Raw genomic sequence first — 16,472 nt, 5'->3', positions numbered from 1 at the left:
GCTGAACCAGATGGGTCTTCTCTCCTCTCTCAAGCGCAAGTCGTCCGAGCCCGCTGCGCGCCGCCTGCCGCCGCAGGATCCGGCGCAGGTGGAGCTTCTGCGCACCCGGGCTCGCCGGCGCCTGATCGGCGTGGCGGTGCTGGTCGGGCTGGCGGTGGTGGCCCTGCCTTATGTCTTCGATGCGACGCCGCGTCCGGCCCGGCCGGAGCTGACGGTGCGCATGCCCGGCGAGCCCGCCGAGATCGTGATGCGCGAAGGCACGGCCGCCGGCCTGCAGCCAGGTGCGGATCCGGCCAGTGTCACGGCATCGCAGCCTGCGATGGCGGCATCGGCCGCCGCAGCCGCCGCTTCCCAGGCGCCTGGCCTGAGCGCGACGCAGATGGCGATGGCCGGTGCCGGCGTGGCCGCGGTCGGAGCCGCTGCCGGCATGGCGGTGGCCAAGGCGCCCAAGGACGACATCATCACCGAGCCGCGCGACGCGCAGGCCGAGGCCCGCGAGCGCGAGCGCCAGAAGGCCGCAGCCGACAAGGCCGCAGCTGAAAAAGCCGAGCGGGCCGAGAAGGCGCGCCAGGAGCGCCTGCGGCTCGAGCGGGCCCGTGAAAAGGCTGAGAAGGAAAAGGCCGAACGCGCAGAACGTGCTGAGCGGGCCGAGAAGGAGCGCCTGCGCCGTGAACGGGCCGAGAAGGCAGCTGCCGCAGAAAAGGCCGCCGCTGCCGAAAAGGCCCGCCGCGAGCGCGAGAAGGACAAGGCGCGCGACGAGCGGCGCTATGTCGTTCAGGTCGGCTCCTTCTCGGAGGCCCGCACGGTGCGCGAGACGCGCCAGCGCGTCGAGGGCCTGGGCCTGAAGTCCTTCGAGCAGCATGTCGACACCTCGTCCGGTCGGCGTACCCGTGTGCGCCTGGGGCCGTTCTCGACCAAGGAGGAGGCTGCGCGCGCCGCCTCGAAGCTCAAGGCTGCCGGCGTCAGCGCCGCGGTGCTGCCGCTCTGAGCGCGCCGCTGGACCGGGCCGCGCGGGCATGATGCTGCTGGAGGATCTGGGATGGATCGACCTGTCGATGCTGGCGGTGCTGCTGATGTCGGTCGTGGCCGGCGTGCTGCGCGGCTTGGTCAGCGAGTTGATGTCGCTGGCGGGCTGGTTCGTCGCCTGGCTGCTGTCCCAGGCCTGGGGCGGCGATGTGGCGCGGATGCTGCAGCCTCAGGCCGCCGACAGTCCGCTGGCACGACTGACCGGGCTGGTGGTCTGCTTCATCGTCACGCTGCTGGCCTGGCGCCTGCTGGCCTGGCTGCTGCAGCAGCTGATCCAGGCCTCGCCGCTGGCGCCGCTGGACCGGCTGCTGGGCGCCGGCTTCGGGCTGCTGCGCGGCGTGCTGGTGCTGTGGGCGCTGGCGATGATGCTGTCGCTGACGCCGCTGGCGCGCCAGGACGCCTGGCAGGTCTCCAGCGGCATCGGCTGGATCGCGAAGGTCCACGGCTGGCTGGCGCCGTGGCTGCCGGGCGACTGGGGGCCGGCGGGCGTCTCGCCGCCGGCTGAGCCCGCCGCGCCGGTGTCCTGAAGCCTGGCGCCTGCAAGAATTCCCTCGGGAAGGGCGGTCCTGATCGCCCTTCCCGGACCTGTTTGTTGCTGAAGATGGAGTGAACGATGTGTGGCATCGTCGGGGTGATTTCCAAGTCGCCCGTCAACCAGTTGATCTATGACGCGCTGCTGCTGCTGCAGCACCGGGGCCAGGACGCGGCCGGCATCGTGACCGCGATGGGCACGAAGTTCTTCATGCACAAGGCCCGCGGCATGGTGCGCGACGTCTTCCGCACCCGCAACATGCGCGCGCTGCCGGGCACGCTCGGCCTGGGCCAGGTCCGCTATCCGACCGCGGGCAACGCCTACAGCGAGGAAGAGGCTCAGCCCTTCTATGTCAACGCGCCCTTCGGCGTGGTGCTGGTGCACAACGGCAACATCACCAACGCGCATGCGCTGAAGAAGGAGCTGTTCGACATCGACCGCCGCCACATCAACACCGAGAGCGACACCGAGGTGCTGATCAACGTGCTGGCGCATGAGCTCGAGCAGGCCGCGCGCGACCTGCCGCTGACGCACGAGGAGATCTTCAAGGCGGTCGCGGCGGTGCACCGCCGCGTCAAGGGCTCGTATGCGGTGATCGCGCTGATCGCCGGCTACGGCCTGCTGGCCTTCCGCGATCCGTTCGGCATCCGGCCGCTGTGCCTGGGCGCGTCCGAGACCGCCGAGGGCACCGACTGGATGGTCGCCAGCGAGTCGGTCACGCTGGAAGGCACCGGCCACCGCCTGGTGCGCGATGTCGAGCCCGGCGAGGCGGTCTTCATCTCGCTCGACGGCCAGATGCACACCCGCCAGTGCGCCGAGCGTCCGGTGCTCAACCCCTGCGTGTTCGAGTTCGTCTACCTGGCGCGCCCGGATTCGGTCATCGACGGCATCTCGGTCTACCACGCCCGCCTGAACATGGGCGAGACGCTGGCGCAGCGCGTCATCAACATGATGCCGCCCAGCGAGATCGACGTGGTCATCCCGATCCCCGAGTCCAGCCGTCCGGCGGCGATGCAGCTGGCGCAGAAGCTCGGCAAGCCCTACCGCGAGGGCTTCGTGAAGAACCGCTATGTCGGCCGCACCTTCATCATGCCGGGGCAGGGCGTGCGCAAGAAGAGCGTGCGCCAGAAGCTCAATGCCATCGGCATGGAGTTCAAGGGCCGCAACGTGCTGCTGGTCGACGACTCGATCGTGCGCGGCACCACCAGCCGCGAGATCGTGCAGATGGCCCGCGAGGCCGGCGCCAGCAAGGTCTTCATGGCCTCGGCCGCGCCGCCGGTGCGCTTCCCCAACGTCTACGGCATCGACATGCCGACCAAGACCGAGCTGATCGCGCACGGCCGCACGATGGACGAGATCCGCGACTACATCGGCTGCGACGCGCTGATCTACCAGGATGTCGACGCGATGAAGCGTGCGGTGCACGCGCTGCGCCCGGACCTGAAGGGCGTGGAGGCCTCATGCTTCGACGGCCACTACATCACCGGCGACGTCTCGGCCGAGGACTTCGACGCCATCCAGACCCAGCGCGCCAGCCAGCCGCAGGACGAGGAGGGCGCCGAGCGCACCCGCCTGTCGCTGCAGAGCCCGTCGCAGTGAACCTGTCCGTCGCCTGACCCGGAGAGAACCGCATGACCGAGCCCAAGCGCCTGCCGCGCCTCGAGTTCGCCGACGATGTCCGGCTGGAGACGCTGGCCGTGCGCCAGGGCCTGCCGGCCACGCCGTGGGGCGAGAACTCGGAGGCGCTGTTCCTGACCAGCAGCTTCGTCCATCCTGACGCGGCCACCGCCGCGGCACGCTTCGCGCAGGAGGAGGAAGCCTTCGTCTACAGCCGCTTCACCAACCCGACGACCATGATGATGGAGCGCCGCCTGGCGGCGCTGGAAGGCACCGAGGCCTGCATCGCCACATCCAGCGGCATGTCGGCCATCATGCTGCTGGTGATGGGCCTGCTGAAGGCGGGCGACCATGTCATCTGCTCGCGCAGCGTGTTCGGCTCGACCATCAAGCTGCTGCAGGGCGAGTTCGGCAAGTTCGGCGTGCAGACCACCTTCGTGTCGCAGACCGATCCCGAGGCGTGGCGCGCGGCGCTGCGCCCCGAGACGAAGCTGCTGTTCGCCGAGACGCCGAGCAATCCGCTCACCGAGGTCTGCGACATCCGCGCGCTGGCCGACATCGCGCACGGCGCGGGCGCGCTGCTGGCGGTGGACAACTGCTTCTGCTCGCCGGCGCTGCAGCAGCCGGCCAGGCTGGGCGCCGACCTGATCATCCACTCGGGCACCAAGTACCTGGACGGACAGGGCCGCGTCGTCGCCGGCGCGATCTGCGGGCCGGCGGCGCTGATCGACGGCCCCTTCATGAGCGTGATGCGCTCGGCTGGCATGTGCCTGTCGCCGTTCAATGCCTGGGTGGTGCTCAAGGGTCTGGAGACGCTCTCGATCCGCATGGAGGCGCAGGGCGCGCGCGCGCTGGCGCTGGCCGAGTGGCTGGAAGCGCAGCCGCAGGTCGCCCGCGTCTACTATCCCGGCCTGAAGTCGCACCCGCAGCATGCGCTGGCCATGGCGCAGCAGGGCGGCAACGGCGGCTCGGTGGTCAGCTTCGTCGCCCGCGGCGACACGCCCGAGGCCGCGCGCGCCAACGCCTTCGCGGTCATCGACGCGACCAGGATCTGCTCGATCACCTCGAACCTGGGCGACACCAAGACCACCATCACCCATCCGTCGAGCACCTCGCACGGCCGCCTGACCGAGGCGCAGCGGCTGGCCGCCGGCATCACGCAGGGCATGATCCGCGTGGCCGTCGGCCTCGAGCATGTCGACGACCTGAAGGCCGACCTCGCGCGCGGCCTGGCCCTGATCTGAGTTCCCCATGACCCAAGTCCGCACCCGTTTCGCACCGTCCCCGACCGGCTTCATCCACCTCGGCAACATCCGCTCGGCCCTCTATCCCTGGGCCTGGGCGCGCTCGCAGCAGGGCACGCTGGTGCTGCGCATCGAGGACACCGACGTCGAGCGCTCGTCGCAGGAAGCCGTCGACGTGATCATCGAGAGCATGAAGTGGCTCGGCCTCGACCACGACGAGGGCCCGTTCTACCAGATGCAGCGCATGGACCGCTACAAGGAAGTCCTGGCGCAGCTGGTCGAGCAGGGCTGGGTCTACCCCTGCTACATGAGCACCGAAGCGCTCGACGCGCTGCGCGAGCGCCAGATGGCCAACAAGGAAAAGCCGCGCTACGACGGCACCTGGCGGCCGGAAGAGGGCAAGGTGCTGCCGCCGGTGCCGGAAGGCGTCAAGCCCGTGCTGCGCTTCAAGACGCCCCAGGGCGGTTCGGTGGTGTGGGAAGACAAGGTCAAGGGCCGCATCGAGATCAGCAACGACGAGCTCGACGATCTGGTCATCGCGCGCCCCGACGGCACGCCGACCTACAACTTCTGCGTCGTGGTCGACGACATCGACATGGACATCACCCATGTGATCCGCGGCGACGACCATGTCAACAACACGCCGCGCCAGATCCATGTCTTCCGCGCGCTCGGCAAGGAGCCGCCGGTCTACGCGCATCTGCCCACCGTGCTGAACGAGCAGGGCGAGAAGATGAGCAAGCGCCGCGGCGCCAAGCCGGTGACGCAGTACCGCGACGAGGGCTATCTGGCCGAGGCGGTCGTCAACTACCTGGCGCGTCTGGGCTGGAGCCACGGCGACGACGAGATCTTCAGCCGCGAGCAGCTGGTCGAGTGGTTCAACCTCGACCACCTCGGCCGCAGCGCCAGCCAGTTCGACGAGACCAAGATGCGCTGGGTGAACGCCCAGCACATGAAGCTGTGCGACAACGCGGTGCTGGCCGGCCTGGTGGCCGAGCAGCTCGGCCGGCGCGGCATCACGGCAGTGGCCGACGAGCGTCTGGCGGCGATGTGCGCGCTGTTCAAGGACCGCTGCAGCACCACGGTCGAGCTGGCCGACTGGCTGTCGATCTACTTCGTCGACGTGCAGCCTGCCGAGGCGGATCTGGCCCAGCACCTCAACGAGGTGTCGCGTCCGGCGCTGGTGCAGCTACGCGACCGGCTGGCCGCGCTCGAGACCTGGGACGCCGCGGCGATCAACGCCGCCATCAAGGCCGTCATCGGCGAGCTGAAGATCAAGATGCCGCAGCTGGCCATCCCGCTGCGTGTCCTGGTGTGCGGCCGCGCCCAGACGCCGTCGGTCGATGCGGTCCTCGCGCTGTTCGAAAAAAATATTGTGCTGAAACGCTTGCAAAGCGTTTGAGTCCATCACATAATCTCATTCTCGCTTGAACGACGAGACGCCTGACGAAAGACGGCAAGCAATTGAAGTCCGGAGTCGACCAGAGATGGTCCTGAACGGGGGTATAGCTCAGCTGGGAGAGCGCTTGCATGGCATGCAAGAGGTCAGCGGTTCGATCCCGCTTACCTCCACCACAGCAAAGCGTTTCGAGGTTCAAGTCGCGAAGGACAAAGACCCCTTCGTCTAGAGGCCTAGGACACGACCCTTTCACGGTTGTAACAGGGGTTCGAATCCCCTAGGGGTCGCCAAGTTTGACGATACTTGGCCTGAGCAGTCAGGCGCTAAACGTCACCGACGCGGAGTGGTAGTTCAGTCGGTTAGAATACCGGCCTGTCACGCCGGGGGTCGCGGGTTCGAGTCCCGTCCACTCCGCCAAGAATTTCGTGATATCGATCTGTCCGATGACCCCTTCGTCTAGAGGCCTAGGACACGACCCTTTCACGGTTGTAACAGGGGTTCGAATCCCCTAGGGGTCGCCAATCATGATCCAGCTTCATGAGCGGCGATGCCGGCAGATCGATGCGATGCAGTACAAGTTCCCATGACGCTTGGGGCGCAAGCCTGAAGTCACGGACCGACGCGGAGTGGTAGTTCAGTCGGTTAGAATACCGGCCTGTCACGCCGGGGGTCGCGGGTTCGAGTCCCGTCCACTCCGCCACAATTTGGGGGTATAGCTCAGCTGGGAGAGCGCTTGCATGGCATGCAAGAGGTCAGCGGTTCGATCCCGCTTACCTCCACCAAATTCTCTTTGACCCCTTCGTCTAGAGGCCTAGGACACGACCCTTTCACGGTTGTAACAGGGGTTCGAATCCCCTAGGGGTCGCCAAGTTTGACGATACTTGGCCTGAGCAGTCAGGCACTAAACGTCACCGACGCGGAGTGGTAGTTCAGTCGGTTAGAATACCGGCCTGTCACGCCGGGGGTCGCGGGTTCGAGTCCCGTCCACTCCGCCAAAATTCAGAAGCCTGTTCATGCAAGTGAACAGGCTTTTTCTTTTTCCATTTTTCCATTGGCGCGTGATGCCTTCCGGCTTCTTCAGGGAAAACCAGGGACTCGGGGGTGGTGAGGAGCGTGGTGCTGCCTACAATGCCTGAGCTTTCTATCAACTCCGGGCCTGGCCCCGCTATCTCCATGCAAGTCACCGCTTCCGCCTTCAAGGCCTATGACATCCGCGGCATCGTCGGACAGGCGCTCGATGAACAGTTCGCCGAGCATCTCGGCCGTGCCTTCGGCAGCGAGGCCGTCGCGCTCGGCGAGAAGGTGGTCGCGGTCGGCCGCGATGGCCGGGTGTCGGGTCCGTCGCTGAGCGCGGCGCTGATGCGCGGCCTGGCCGCCACCGGCCTGGACGTGATCGACCTCGGCGCGGTCACCACGCCGATGCTGTACTACGTTGCCGCCACCCGCGGCGAGATCGGCTGCCGCAGCGGCATCCAGGTCACCGGCAGCCACAATCCGAAGGACTACAACGGCTTCAAGATGGTGCTCGGCGGCGTGGCGATCCACGGCGAGTCGATCCAGCGCCTGCGTCAGCGCATGGAGGCCGAGAACTACACGCTGGCCGCGCAGCCGGGCACGATCGCGGCGCTGGACATCCTGCCCGAATACACCGCGCGCATCCTGGGTGACTGCAGGATCAGCCGGCCGCTGAAGATCGTCGTCGATTCGGGCAACGGCATTCCGGGCGCCTCGGCGCCGGGCATCCTGAAGGCGATGGGCTGCGAGGTCATCGACCTGTACAGCCGTGTCGACGGCGACTTCCCCAACCACCATCCCGATCCGTCCAAGCCGGAGAACCTGGCCGACCTGATCAAGGTGGTCCGCGCGACCGAGGCCGACCTCGGCCTGGCCTTCGACGGCGACGGCGACCGCCTGGGCCTGATCACCGCCGACGGCCAGAACATCTTCCCGGACCGCCAGATCATGCTCTACGCGCAGGACATCCTGTCGCGCAACCCCGGCGCCACCATCATCTACGACGTGAAGTGCTCGCAGCGTCTGCCGCAGGCGATCCGCGAGGCCGGCGGCGTGCCGATGATGTGGAAGACCGGCCACTCGCTGGTCAAGGCCAAGCTGAAGGAAACCGGCGCGCCGATCGCCGGCGAGATGAGCGGCCACATCTTCTTCGGCGAGCGCTGGTACGGCTTCGACGACGCGATGTACACCGCCGCGCGCCTGCTGGAGATCCTGTCGCGCCATGCGGATCCGAGCGCGGTGCTCAACGCGCTGCCGACCAGCTACTCCACGCCGGAGCTCAATGTGCCGGTGCCGGCGGGCAACCAGCACGAGGTCGTGGCGCAACTGGTGGCGCAGGCCGACTTTCCCGGCGCCGAAATCGGTACCATCGACGGTCTGCGCGGCGACTATCCGGACGGCTTCGGCCTGATCCGCGCCTCGAACACCACGCCGGTGCTGGTGCTGCGGTTCGAGGGACACACGCCCGAAGCGCTGGAGCGCATCCAGCATGACTTCATGGCGGCGCTGCGCAAGGTGATGCCCGAGGCGGAGGTGCAGGCCGCGGCGCATTGACGCGTCCCTGCCTGCGCCGCCGAAAGACTGTCGTTGATGGCCCTGCTGCCTGCCGAACCTCGCATCCTGATCGTCAAGCTGTCGTCCCTGGGCGACGTGATCCACGCGATGCCGGTGGTGGCGGACCTGCGTGCGCGTCACCCCGGCGCGCACGTCGACTGGGTGGTGGAGCCCGGTTTCGCGCCGCTGGTGCGCCGGGTGGCGGGCATCGGCGAGGTCATCGAGTGCGCGCAGCGGCGCTGGCGCAAGCGCTGGTGGAGCGCCGAGGTCCGCCGCGAAAAGCGGCAGTTTCGCGAGCGCCTGCGTGCGCAGGCCTATGACGCGGTGGTCGACCTGCAGGGGCTGACCAAGTCGGCGCTGGTCGTGCTGTCGGCGCGGAGGGCGCCGGGCGGCCTGCGCTATGCGCTGGGCAACCGCACCGACGGCTCCGGCTGGGAGGCACCGACCCGCTGGGTGGCCGACCGGCCGATCGAGATCGAGCCGCGCATCCATGTGGTCGACCGCTCGCGCCATCTCTGCGCCGAGGCCTTCGGCACCGCGATCGACACGCCACCGCGTTTCGGGCTGCAGGCCGCGACTCGGCCCGATCCGGCGCGGCCGCTGATGGTGCTGGTGCACGGCACCTCGCGCGACGACAAGCTCTGGCCCGAGACGCACTGGATCGACTTCGGCCGGCGCCGGGTCGGGGAGGGCTGGCATCTGGCGCTGCCCCAGGCCGACGCGGTCGAGGCCGCACGGGCCGCGCGCATCGCCGCGGCCATCGGTGACGCGCACTGCACGCTCTGGCCGAAGATGAGCCTGGACGCGATCGTCGACCGCTTCGGCGCCGCGCAGGCGGTGGTCGGCGTCGACAGCGGCCTGTCGCATCTGGCGGTGGCGCTTGACCGGGTGCATCTGCAGCTCTACAACTTCCCGACCTCCTGGCGCACCGGGCCGCAGCCGGCGCACGGCCATCAGCATCAGCTCAGTGTCGAGAGTGCTGCCGCCGGCGAGCCGCCGACGCTGGAGCAGGTCGAGCAGGCCTGGCGGCAGGTGGCGCCGTGAACGCGCCGCGACCGCATCCGGATCTGTCGCTGCGCGAGCGTCTGGCGCTGATCGGCTATGGCCAGCTGATGCGCCTGCTGCTGCCGCTGCTGATCGGTCGGCTGCTGTGGCGCGCGCGCCGGGAGCCGCTCTACCGCGCCGCGCTGCCCGAGCGTGTCGGCCTGGGCGAGCCGGTGCGGCCGGGCGCGCTGTGGCTGCATGCGGTCTCGCTGGGCGAGACCCGTGCGGCCGAGCCGCTGATCCAGGCCCTGCGCCAGGTCTGTCCGGACTTGCGCCTGCTGCTGACCCACGGCACTGCCACCGGCCGCGAAGCTGGCACCGCGCTGCTGCGCGAGGGCGATGCCCTGCGCTGGCTGCCGCTCGACACGCCTGGCGCGACCCGCCGTTTCCTGCGGCGCCATCGTCCGGCGCTGGGTGTGCTGATGGAGACCGAGGTCTGGCCGGCGCTGCTGCATGCGGCGCGGCAATCCGGCGTGCCGGTCGTGCTGGCCAATGCGCGGCTGTCGGAGAAAAGCCTGCGCCAGTCCTTGCGCTTCGATGCCTTGCTCCGACCGGCGGCGCGCGCCTTCACCGCCGTGCTGGCACAGACGGCGGACGATGCCGCTCGGCTGCGCCGGGCGGGTGCGCCGGAGGCGGCGATCGAGATCTGCGGCAATCTGAAATACGACCTGCAGCCGGCACCGGCGCTTCTGGCCACCGGGCTGAGCTGGCGTGCCGGTCTGGCGCGGCCGGTGGTGCTGGCTGCGAGCTGGCGCGAAGGCGAGGACGAGCCGCTGCTGGCGGCCTGGCGTGCGGCGCTGGCGCAGCGTGCGCCCTCGCAGCCTCGGCCGCTGCTGCTGCTGGTGCCGCGCCATCCGCAGCGCTTCGACGAGGTCGGCGCCAGCGTGATCGCCAGCGGCCTGACGCTGGTGCGGCGCAGCAGCTGGGCCGGCACCGGGCCGGGCGCTCTGGCCCGGGAGGCCGATGTCTGGCTGGGCGACTCGATGCGCGAGATGCCGGCCTATTACGCCTGCGCGGATGTGGCGCTGCTGGGGGGCAGCTTCGCGCCGCTGGGCGGGCAGAACCTGATCGAGGCGGCCGCCTGCGGCTGCCCGGTGCTGGCCGGTCCGCATGTCTTCAACTTTGCCCAGCCGGTGGCGCGGGCGCTGGCGGCGGGTGCAGCCTTCCAGGTCCCGGACCTGGACCAGGCGGTGCAGCAGGCTTTGTCGCTGGCAGACGACGCCGAAGCTCAGGCTGCGGCGCGGCAGGCCGCGCTGGGCTCGGTGGCGGCTGATCAGGGCGCGGCGGCCCGCATGGCCGCGCGCCTGGCGGCACTGCTGGGCCCGAAGTCGGCCGAACTCAGCGGCTCGTGCCGAGCAGGGCGCTGACCGCGTCGATGTCGGCCGGATTCAGCGTGCCGGCGGCCTGGCGCAGCCGCAGGCTGTTGAGCAGCACCTCGTAGCGTGCCCGGGCCAGATCGCGCTGGGTCGAGTAGAGCTGGGTCTGTGCATTGAGCACGTCCAGATTGACCCGCACGCCGACCTTGTAGCCCAGCTTGGTCGCGTCGAGCGCCAGCCGCGACGAGGTTTCCGCCGCCTCCAGCGCCTTCACCTGGGCGGCACCCGACTGCACGCCGAGAAAGAGCTGCCGTGTGGCCTGGGCCACGCCACGGCGGGCAGCCTCCAGGTCGTTGCGTGACTTCTCTTCCAGCGCCAGCGCCTCGCGGACCTGGTTCTGGATCGCGTCGCCGGTGTAGAGCGGCATCCTGACCGTCACCCCGATCGAGTTGCTGGTGGTGGTGCCGGCGCCACCGGCCGACAGTGCGCCTGAGCCGCGGTTGTTGGTGCTGGCCAGCTGGCCCTGCAGGTCGACCGTCGGCAGGTGACCGGCCTGGGTGCGGCGGGTTTCCAGCTTCGCGATCTCATGGGCCAGACGGGCCTTGCGCACGCTCGGGCTCTGTTCGGTCTTCTCGACCCAGGACTCGATGCCCTCGCCAGGCAGCGGCAGTGCGGTGGCCGGCTTCAGTCCCAGCGGTTTCAGATCGGCGCGGCCGACCAGCTGCTCGAGCGCCAGGCGCCGGGTGCGCAGCTCGTTGTCCGCGGCGATCTCCTGGGCGGTGGCCAGATCGAAGCGGGCCTGGGCCTCGCGGGTGTCGGTGATCGTCGCGGTGCCGACCTCGAAGTTGCGCTTGGCCGAGGCCAGCTGCTCGCCGATGGCGGTCTTGGAGGCGCGGGCGGTCGAGAGCGCGTCCTGCGCGATCAGCACATCGAAATAGGCCTGTGCCACCCGCAGCGTCAGGTCCTGCTCGGCGCTGCTCAGGTCGGCCTCGGCCAGGTCGAGCGCACGCCGGGCCTTGTCGATGGTCAGCGTGTTCTGCCGATTGAACAGCGTCTGCGTGGCCGACAGGCCGACCACGGCGGCGGTGTTGCTGCGCGAGTCGTACAGCGGCGTGTCCGAGCTGGAGCGGGTATAGCTGCCCTGCAGTCCGACATTGGGGCGCTGCAGGGCCTCGGCCTGGGCGCTGCGGTGACGCGCGGATTCGGCGCCGGCCCGTGCGGCCAGGAAGGCTGCGTCATGGCCGCGCGCGAGCTCATGCAGCTCCTTCAGGCTCTGCGCACCTGCAAGCGGCGTGGCCAGCGTGGCGGCCAGTGCGGTCAGCAGCAGCGGCAGACGCAGGGTCTTGAACAGGGCGGGGGGCGTCGGCAGGCTCATGGTTTCCTCGCAGGGAGTCGGCAATCTCAGTACAGCGGCACGGTCGGATCGACCTGGCGTGACCAGGCGTCGATCCCTCCCGTGATGTTATACGTACAGGGGTATCCTTGCCGCTCGAGGAACAGCGCGACCTGCAGGCTGCGCATGCCGTGATGGCACAGCGCGAGCACCGGACGCTGCGGATCGATCTCCGCCAGGCGGCCCGGGATCTGCTGCATCGGGATGTCCAGCCGCTGCGCGCCCGGCAGCGACAGCGAGGCGGTCGCGATCTCCCAGGGCTCGCGCACGTCGAGCAGCAGCGGCGCGTGCCCTTCGGCGACAAGGGCCTGCACCTGTTCGGCCAGGCGGGTCACGGCAAGCTGCTGCATCGTGCGGACTCCAGAGGAGAGATCGGGAAGGGCGGCGGGATCAGAAGGCGAAGGTGCTCGGGCTGGCGAAGCCTTCCAGGCGCGGCGCGACGGTGTCGAACAGCACCTCGGTGCGGAACTCGCGCTCGCTGACACGGCGGATGCGCAGCGCGCGCATCACCGGCTCCGCGCCGACGATGGCCACCAGGCGGCCGCCGACCTTGAGCTGCTGCAGCAGCGCCTCGGGCACTTCGGCCACCGAGCCCGACAGCACGATCGCGTCCCAGGGGCCGCGGCCGGCGTCGCCGTTCGAGCCGTCGCCCTGGCGGACCTCGACATTCATGATCGCGGCATGGCGCAGGTTCTCGCGCGCCAGCGAGGCCAGCTCGGCGCGCTTCTCGTAGGTGACGACCGTCTGCGCCTTGTGCGCCATCAGCGCGGCCATGAAGCCTGAGCCGGTGCCGACTTCCAGCACCTTCTCGTGGCGCAGCAGGCCCAGCTCCTGCAGCAGGCGGGCCTCGACGCGCGGCGCGAGCATGACCTGGCCGCCGGGCAGCGGCACTTCCAGGTCCATGAAGGCGACGGCGCGGTGCGCGGCCGGAACGAAGTCCTCGCGCTTGACGACGGCCAGCAGCGACAGCACGGACGGGTCGAGCACGTCCCACGGACGGATCTGCTGCTCGATCATGTTGAAACGGGCCTGTTCGACGTTCATCTTGGATTCCTCGCGAGAAAGAGCATGCGCAACAAAACCCGACATTCTAGGAGGCCGATCCGGTGCCCGATGTGGCATCGGGCCGACGATCCGGGCCGAAGCGTCGCCTCGTCCACACGCTCAGGTCGTCGATCCAGCAATAGATCACCGGCACCACCACCAGCGTCAGCAGCGAGGAGGTGATGACGCCGCCGATCACCGCCTGGCCCATCGGCGCGCGCTGCTCCGCGCCTTCCGACAGCGCGAAGGCCAGCGGCACCATGCCGAAGACCATCGCCAGCGTGGTCATCAGGATCGGTCGCAGCCGCACCCGGGCGGCCAGCAGCAGCGCCTCCTCGCGCCCGAGCCGCCGGCCGGGCTGGCCGCCGTCATCGTCCAGATGCACCTCGCCGGCGCGGGCACGGATCGCGAAGTCGATCAGCAGGATCGCGTTCTTCGTGACCAGCCCCATCAGCATCACCACGCCGATGATCGAGAACAGGTTCATCGTCGAGCCGAACAGCAGCAGCGCGCCCACCACCCCGATCAGCGTCAGCGGCAGCGAGCTCATCAGCGCCACCGGCTGCATGAAGCTGCGGAACTGCGAGGCCAGGATCATGTAGATGAAGATCACGCCCATCGCCAGCGCCGAGACGGCGTGTCCGAAGCTCTCGGCCATGTCCTTGGTCGAGCCGCCGAAGCGCCAGCGCAGGCCCGGCGGCAGCGGCTCGCTCTCGAGCACGCGGCGGATGTCGGCCGAGACCTCGCCGAGCGAGCGGCCCTGCACGTTGGCGGTGATCTCGACCTCGCGCGCGAGGTCGCGGCGGTTGATCTGCTGGGGCGTGCGGTCCTCGCCCAGCTCGGCGATCTGGTCGAGCCGCACCAGCCGGGCGCTGCCGTCGGCGTTCTGGCCGGCCGGCATCATCAGCCGCGCGATGTCGGCCGTGCTGTCGCGGGCCTGCGGCGCCAGCCCGACCTTGACCTCGACATTGAGCTCGTCGCTGGCGCGCCAGTTGCCCACCGTCTGCCCGGCCACCAGCGCGCGCAGCGTGCCGGTCACGCCGGCCACGCCCAGGCCGAGATCGGCGGCGGCATCGCGGCGCAGCGTCACCGCCAGCGTCGGCTGGTCCGCGCGGGCGCTGCTGTCCAGATCGACCAGGCCGGGAATCCCGCGCAGCCGCTCGAGCAGCCGCTCGGTCTGTCGCTGCAGCTCGCCCAGGTCGCTGCCCTGCAGCGACAGCATCAGCGGCTTGTTGCCGCCGACCGCATCCATCAGGCCGACATGGGTCACGGTGATGCCGGGCACCTGCAGCAGCTCCTGGCGCAGCGGCGCGGCGAGCTGGTCCTGGCTGAGCTGGCGGTCCTTGCGGTCGACCAGCCGGATGTAGATCTGCGCGAAGATGCGGCCCTGCGCCTGGCCGGCGTTGATCGTCGCCAGGGTGTATTTCACCTCGGGGCGGCGGCGGATCAGCGCCTCGACCTCGCGCACCCGCGCCTCGGTCACCTCCAGCGAGGAGCCGACCGGGGTGTGGAAGCTGACGAAGGTCTCGGAATAGTCGGCCTTGGGCACGAACTCGGTGCCGAGCGAGCGGGTCAGCGCCAGCGCCGCCACCAGCGTGCCCAGCGCCAGCACCACCGTCAGCAGCCGGTGGCGCAGCGACCAGCCCAGCAGCGCCTGATAGCCCTCGCCCAGCCGGTGCGAGCCACGGTCGACCGCATGGGTGATCCGCCCCAGCGTGCGCTCGTAGAGCGTGACCGGCCGGAAGGGCTGCCCCTCGGCCTGCACCGCCGGGTCATGCCAGACCGCGCTGAGCATCGGGTCGAGCGTGAAGCTGACGAACATCGAGATCAGCACCGCCGCGACGATGGTGATGCCGAACTCGTGGAAGAACTGGCCGATGATGCCGCCCATGAAGCCGATCGGCAGGAAGACGGCGACGATCGACAGCGTGGTGGCCAGCACCGCCAGGCCGATCTCGGCGGTGCCGTCGAGCGCGGCGCGCCGGGCATCCTTGCCCATCTGCACATGGCGCACGATGTTCTCGCGCACGACGATGGCGTCGTCGATCAGCAGGCCCACGCACAGGCTCAGCGCCATCAGCGTGATCATGTTGACCGAGAAGCCGAACCACTGCATGAACAGGAAGGTGCCGATCAGCGCGATCGGCAGCGTCAGGCCGGTGATGACGGTCGAGCGCCAGGAGTTCAGGAACAGGAAGACGATCGCGACCGTCAGCAGCGCGCCCTCGATCAGGGTCTGGCGCACATTGGCCACCGAGACCCGGATCGGGCGCGAGCTGTCGCGCACCCGGTCCAGCCGCAGCTCGGCGGGCAGCGCGCCGGCGGCCTGCAGCGCCGCCAGCTCGCGCTCCAGGCCGTCGACCACCTCGATGGTGTTCTGGCCCTGGGCCTTCTGCACCTCGAGCACCAGGCTGCGCCGGCCGTCGAGCAGGGCCAGCGAGTCGGCCTCCTGCGGGCCGTCGACCACCTGCGCGACCTCGCCCAGGCGCACCAGCGTGGCACCGCGGCGCGCGACCACCAGCCCGGCGAAGTCCTCCGGCCGCTCGATGCGGCCGCGGATCTGCACCACCCGTTCCTGCTCGGCCGAGCGCAGCAGGCCGGCGGGCAGGTCCTGGTTCTCGCCGCGCACCGCGGCGATCACCTGCTCGGCGCTGATGCCGGCGGCCTCCATCCGCACCGGATCGAGCTGGATCTGGATCTCGCGCCGCACCGCGCCGACCAGCGTGACCGAGCCGACGCCGCGCACATTCTCCAGCCGCTTCTTCAGCACCTGCTCGGCCCAGAGCGTGCGCCGCATCGCGCCGGCCGCATCGGCCGCGTCGGGCAGCGCATCGGCGTTGCCGGACGCCCGCACCGCCACGCTCCAGATCGGCCGGCTCGCCGGATCGAAGCGCTGCACCTTGGGCTCGCCGATCTCCTCGCGCAGCTGCGGCTTGAGGATGGCGAGCTTCTCGCGCACATCGTCGGCGGCGCGCCGGCCGTCCATCGTCAGGTCGAACTGGATGATGACCACCGAGGTGCCGGCATAGCTGCGCGAGGACAGCTGGCTGATGCCGGCGATCGCGTTGACGCTTTCCTCGATCTTGCGGGTCAGCTCGGTCTCGACGATCTCGGCGGCGGCGCCGGGATATTCGGTGCTGACCACCACCGTCGGAAACTCGATGTCGGGAAACTGGTCGACCTTCAGGCGCTGGAAGGAGAACAGCCCCAGCACCACCAGCGCCAGCATCACCATGGTGGCCAGGACCGGATTGGCGATCGAGACGCGGGTGAACCACATGATGGACGT

Annotated in this window: 12 protein-coding genes and 8 tRNA genes; 16 read left to right on the top strand and 4 right to left on the bottom strand. The window is 69.5% G+C overall.

The genetic code is table 11. The features are described from left to right. Positions 1–10 precede the first annotated feature (10 nt). The 16 genes from NFT33_RS17100 to NFT33_RS17025 all read left to right on the top strand — a co-directional run bounded on the left by NFT33_RS17100 (position 11) and on the right by NFT33_RS17025 (position 10,797). Positions 11–988, top strand: coding sequence for an SPOR domain-containing protein (locus tag NFT33_RS17100; RefSeq protein ID WP_251677129.1), 978 nt, complete (start codon positions 11–13; stop codon positions 986–988). A gap of 28 nt (positions 989–1,016) precedes the next feature. After that, on the top strand, positions 1,017–1,553 hold the full coding sequence (locus NFT33_RS17095; RefSeq protein ID WP_251677127.1) for a CvpA family protein: 537 nt from the start codon (positions 1,017–1,019) through the stop codon (positions 1,551–1,553). A gap of 86 nt (positions 1,554–1,639) precedes the next feature. Continuing rightward, positions 1,640–3,157: an amidophosphoribosyltransferase gene (gene purF, locus NFT33_RS17090; RefSeq protein WP_173804489.1), complete on the top strand. Its 1,518-nt coding sequence runs from the start codon at positions 1,640–1,642 to the stop codon at positions 3,155–3,157. Between the two features lie 32 nt (positions 3,158–3,189). Further along, positions 3,190–4,419, top strand: a complete 1,230-nt coding sequence (locus NFT33_RS17085) for an O-succinylhomoserine sulfhydrylase (RefSeq protein WP_251677125.1) — start codon at positions 3,190–3,192, stop codon at positions 4,417–4,419. A 7-nt stretch (positions 4,420–4,426) separates the two neighbouring features. Next, positions 4,427–5,821 (top strand): glutamate--tRNA ligase, encoded by a 1,395-nt coding sequence (gene gltX, locus NFT33_RS17080; RefSeq protein WP_251677123.1) that lies wholly within the window; start codon positions 4,427–4,429, stop codon positions 5,819–5,821. Positions 5,822–5,918: 97 nt separating this feature from the next. Next, positions 5,919–5,994 (top strand) — tRNA-Ala (locus tag NFT33_RS17075). A 38-nt stretch (positions 5,995–6,032) separates the two neighbouring features. Continuing rightward, positions 6,033–6,108: transfer RNA gene (locus NFT33_RS17070), tRNA-Glu, on the top strand. A 50-nt stretch (positions 6,109–6,158) separates the two neighbouring features. Next, a tRNA-Asp gene (locus NFT33_RS17065) sits at positions 6,159–6,235 on the top strand. Between the two features lie 28 nt (positions 6,236–6,263). After that, a tRNA-Glu gene (locus tag NFT33_RS17060) sits at positions 6,264–6,339 on the top strand. A 102-nt stretch (positions 6,340–6,441) separates the two neighbouring features. Continuing rightward, positions 6,442–6,518: transfer RNA gene (locus tag NFT33_RS17055), tRNA-Asp, on the top strand. Positions 6,519–6,524: 6 nt separating this feature from the next. Further along, a tRNA-Ala gene (locus tag NFT33_RS17050) sits at positions 6,525–6,600 on the top strand. Positions 6,601–6,610: 10 nt separating this feature from the next. Further along, a tRNA-Glu gene (locus tag NFT33_RS17045) sits at positions 6,611–6,686 on the top strand. Between the two features lie 50 nt (positions 6,687–6,736). Further along, positions 6,737–6,813 (top strand) — tRNA-Asp (locus NFT33_RS17040). 178 nt (positions 6,814–6,991) lie between these two features. Continuing rightward, on the top strand, positions 6,992–8,386 hold the full coding sequence (locus NFT33_RS17035; protein ID WP_220785695.1) for a phosphomannomutase/phosphoglucomutase: 1,395 nt from the start codon (positions 6,992–6,994) through the stop codon (positions 8,384–8,386). 36 nt (positions 8,387–8,422) lie between these two features. Next, the gene (gene waaC / locus NFT33_RS17030) at positions 8,423–9,430 is read left to right on the top strand and encodes a lipopolysaccharide heptosyltransferase I (RefSeq protein ID WP_251677121.1); all 1,008 of its coding nucleotides are present in this window, start codon (positions 8,423–8,425) and stop codon (positions 9,428–9,430) included. Beyond that, a complete protein-coding gene (locus NFT33_RS17025; RefSeq protein ID WP_309296163.1) occupies positions 9,427–10,797 on the top strand; it encodes a 3-deoxy-D-manno-octulosonic acid transferase in 1,371 nt (456 codons plus the stop codon). The genes waaC and NFT33_RS17025 overlap by 4 nt, the downstream gene beginning before the upstream one ends. Here the strand turns inward: NFT33_RS17025 and NFT33_RS17020 are convergent. Genes NFT33_RS17020 through NFT33_RS17005 form a run of 4 tightly spaced genes read right to left on the bottom strand, consistent with a single transcriptional unit; the run spans position 10,769 to position 16,463 of the window. Continuing rightward, complete coding sequence (locus NFT33_RS17020; protein WP_251677119.1) at positions 10,769–12,121, bottom strand: TolC family outer membrane protein; 1,353 nt, start codon at positions 12,119–12,121, stop codon at positions 10,769–10,771. The genes NFT33_RS17025 and NFT33_RS17020 overlap by 29 nt on opposite strands. Before the next feature lie 26 nt (positions 12,122–12,147). After that, complete coding sequence (locus NFT33_RS17015; protein WP_251677117.1) at positions 12,148–12,489, bottom strand: rhodanese-like domain-containing protein; 342 nt, start codon at positions 12,487–12,489, stop codon at positions 12,148–12,150. A 40-nt stretch (positions 12,490–12,529) separates the two neighbouring features. Further along, the gene (locus NFT33_RS17010; RefSeq protein WP_149503108.1) at positions 12,530–13,183 is read right to left on the bottom strand and encodes a protein-L-isoaspartate O-methyltransferase family protein; all 654 of its coding nucleotides are present in this window, start codon (positions 13,181–13,183) and stop codon (positions 12,530–12,532) included. Between the two features lie 46 nt (positions 13,184–13,229). After that, entirely contained in the window at positions 13,230–16,463 is a 3,234-nt protein-coding gene (locus NFT33_RS17005; RefSeq protein WP_251677115.1) for an efflux RND transporter permease subunit, read from the bottom strand. Positions 16,464–16,472 lie beyond the last annotated feature (9 nt).

The sequence above is a fragment of the Sphaerotilus sp. FB-3 genome (assembly GCF_023706025.1).
GTDB lineage: Bacteria > Pseudomonadota > Gammaproteobacteria > Burkholderiales > Burkholderiaceae_C > Sphaerotilus > Sphaerotilus sulfidivorans.
Note: the sequence above shows the minus strand (reverse complement) of the source record. Positions and strands in the feature narration are given on the sequence as shown.

Bases quoted from the DNA above. Each gene is read 5' to 3' on its own strand.
- NFT33_RS17100 (WP_251677129.1), top strand. From the start codon at position 11: ATGGGTCTTCTCTCCTCTCTCAAGCGCAAGTCGTCCGAGCCCGCTGCG.
- NFT33_RS17095 (WP_251677127.1), top strand. From the start codon at position 1,017: ATGATGCTGCTGGAGGATCTGGGATGGATCGACCTGTCGATGCTGGCG.
- purF (WP_173804489.1), top strand. From the start codon at position 1,640: ATGTGTGGCATCGTCGGGGTGATTTCCAAGTCGCCCGTCAACCAGTTG.
- NFT33_RS17085 (WP_251677125.1), top strand. From the start codon at position 3,190: ATGACCGAGCCCAAGCGCCTGCCGCGCCTCGAGTTCGCCGACGATGTC.
- gltX (WP_251677123.1), top strand. From the start codon at position 4,427: ATGACCCAAGTCCGCACCCGTTTCGCACCGTCCCCGACCGGCTTCATC.
- NFT33_RS17035 (WP_220785695.1), top strand. From the start codon at position 6,992: ATGCAAGTCACCGCTTCCGCCTTCAAGGCCTATGACATCCGCGGCATC.
- waaC (WP_251677121.1), top strand. From the start codon at position 8,423: ATGGCCCTGCTGCCTGCCGAACCTCGCATCCTGATCGTCAAGCTGTCG.
- NFT33_RS17020 (WP_251677119.1), bottom strand. From the start codon at position 12,121: ATGAGCCTGCCGACGCCCCCCGCCCTGTTCAAGACCCTGCGTCTGCCG.
- NFT33_RS17015 (WP_251677117.1), bottom strand. From the start codon at position 12,489: ATGCAGCAGCTTGCCGTGACCCGCCTGGCCGAACAGGTGCAGGCCCTT.
- NFT33_RS17010 (WP_149503108.1), bottom strand. From the start codon at position 13,183: ATGAACGTCGAACAGGCCCGTTTCAACATGATCGAGCAGCAGATCCGT.
- NFT33_RS17005 (WP_251677115.1), bottom strand. From the start codon at position 16,463: ATGTGGTTCACCCGCGTCTCGATCGCCAATCCGGTCCTGGCCACCATG.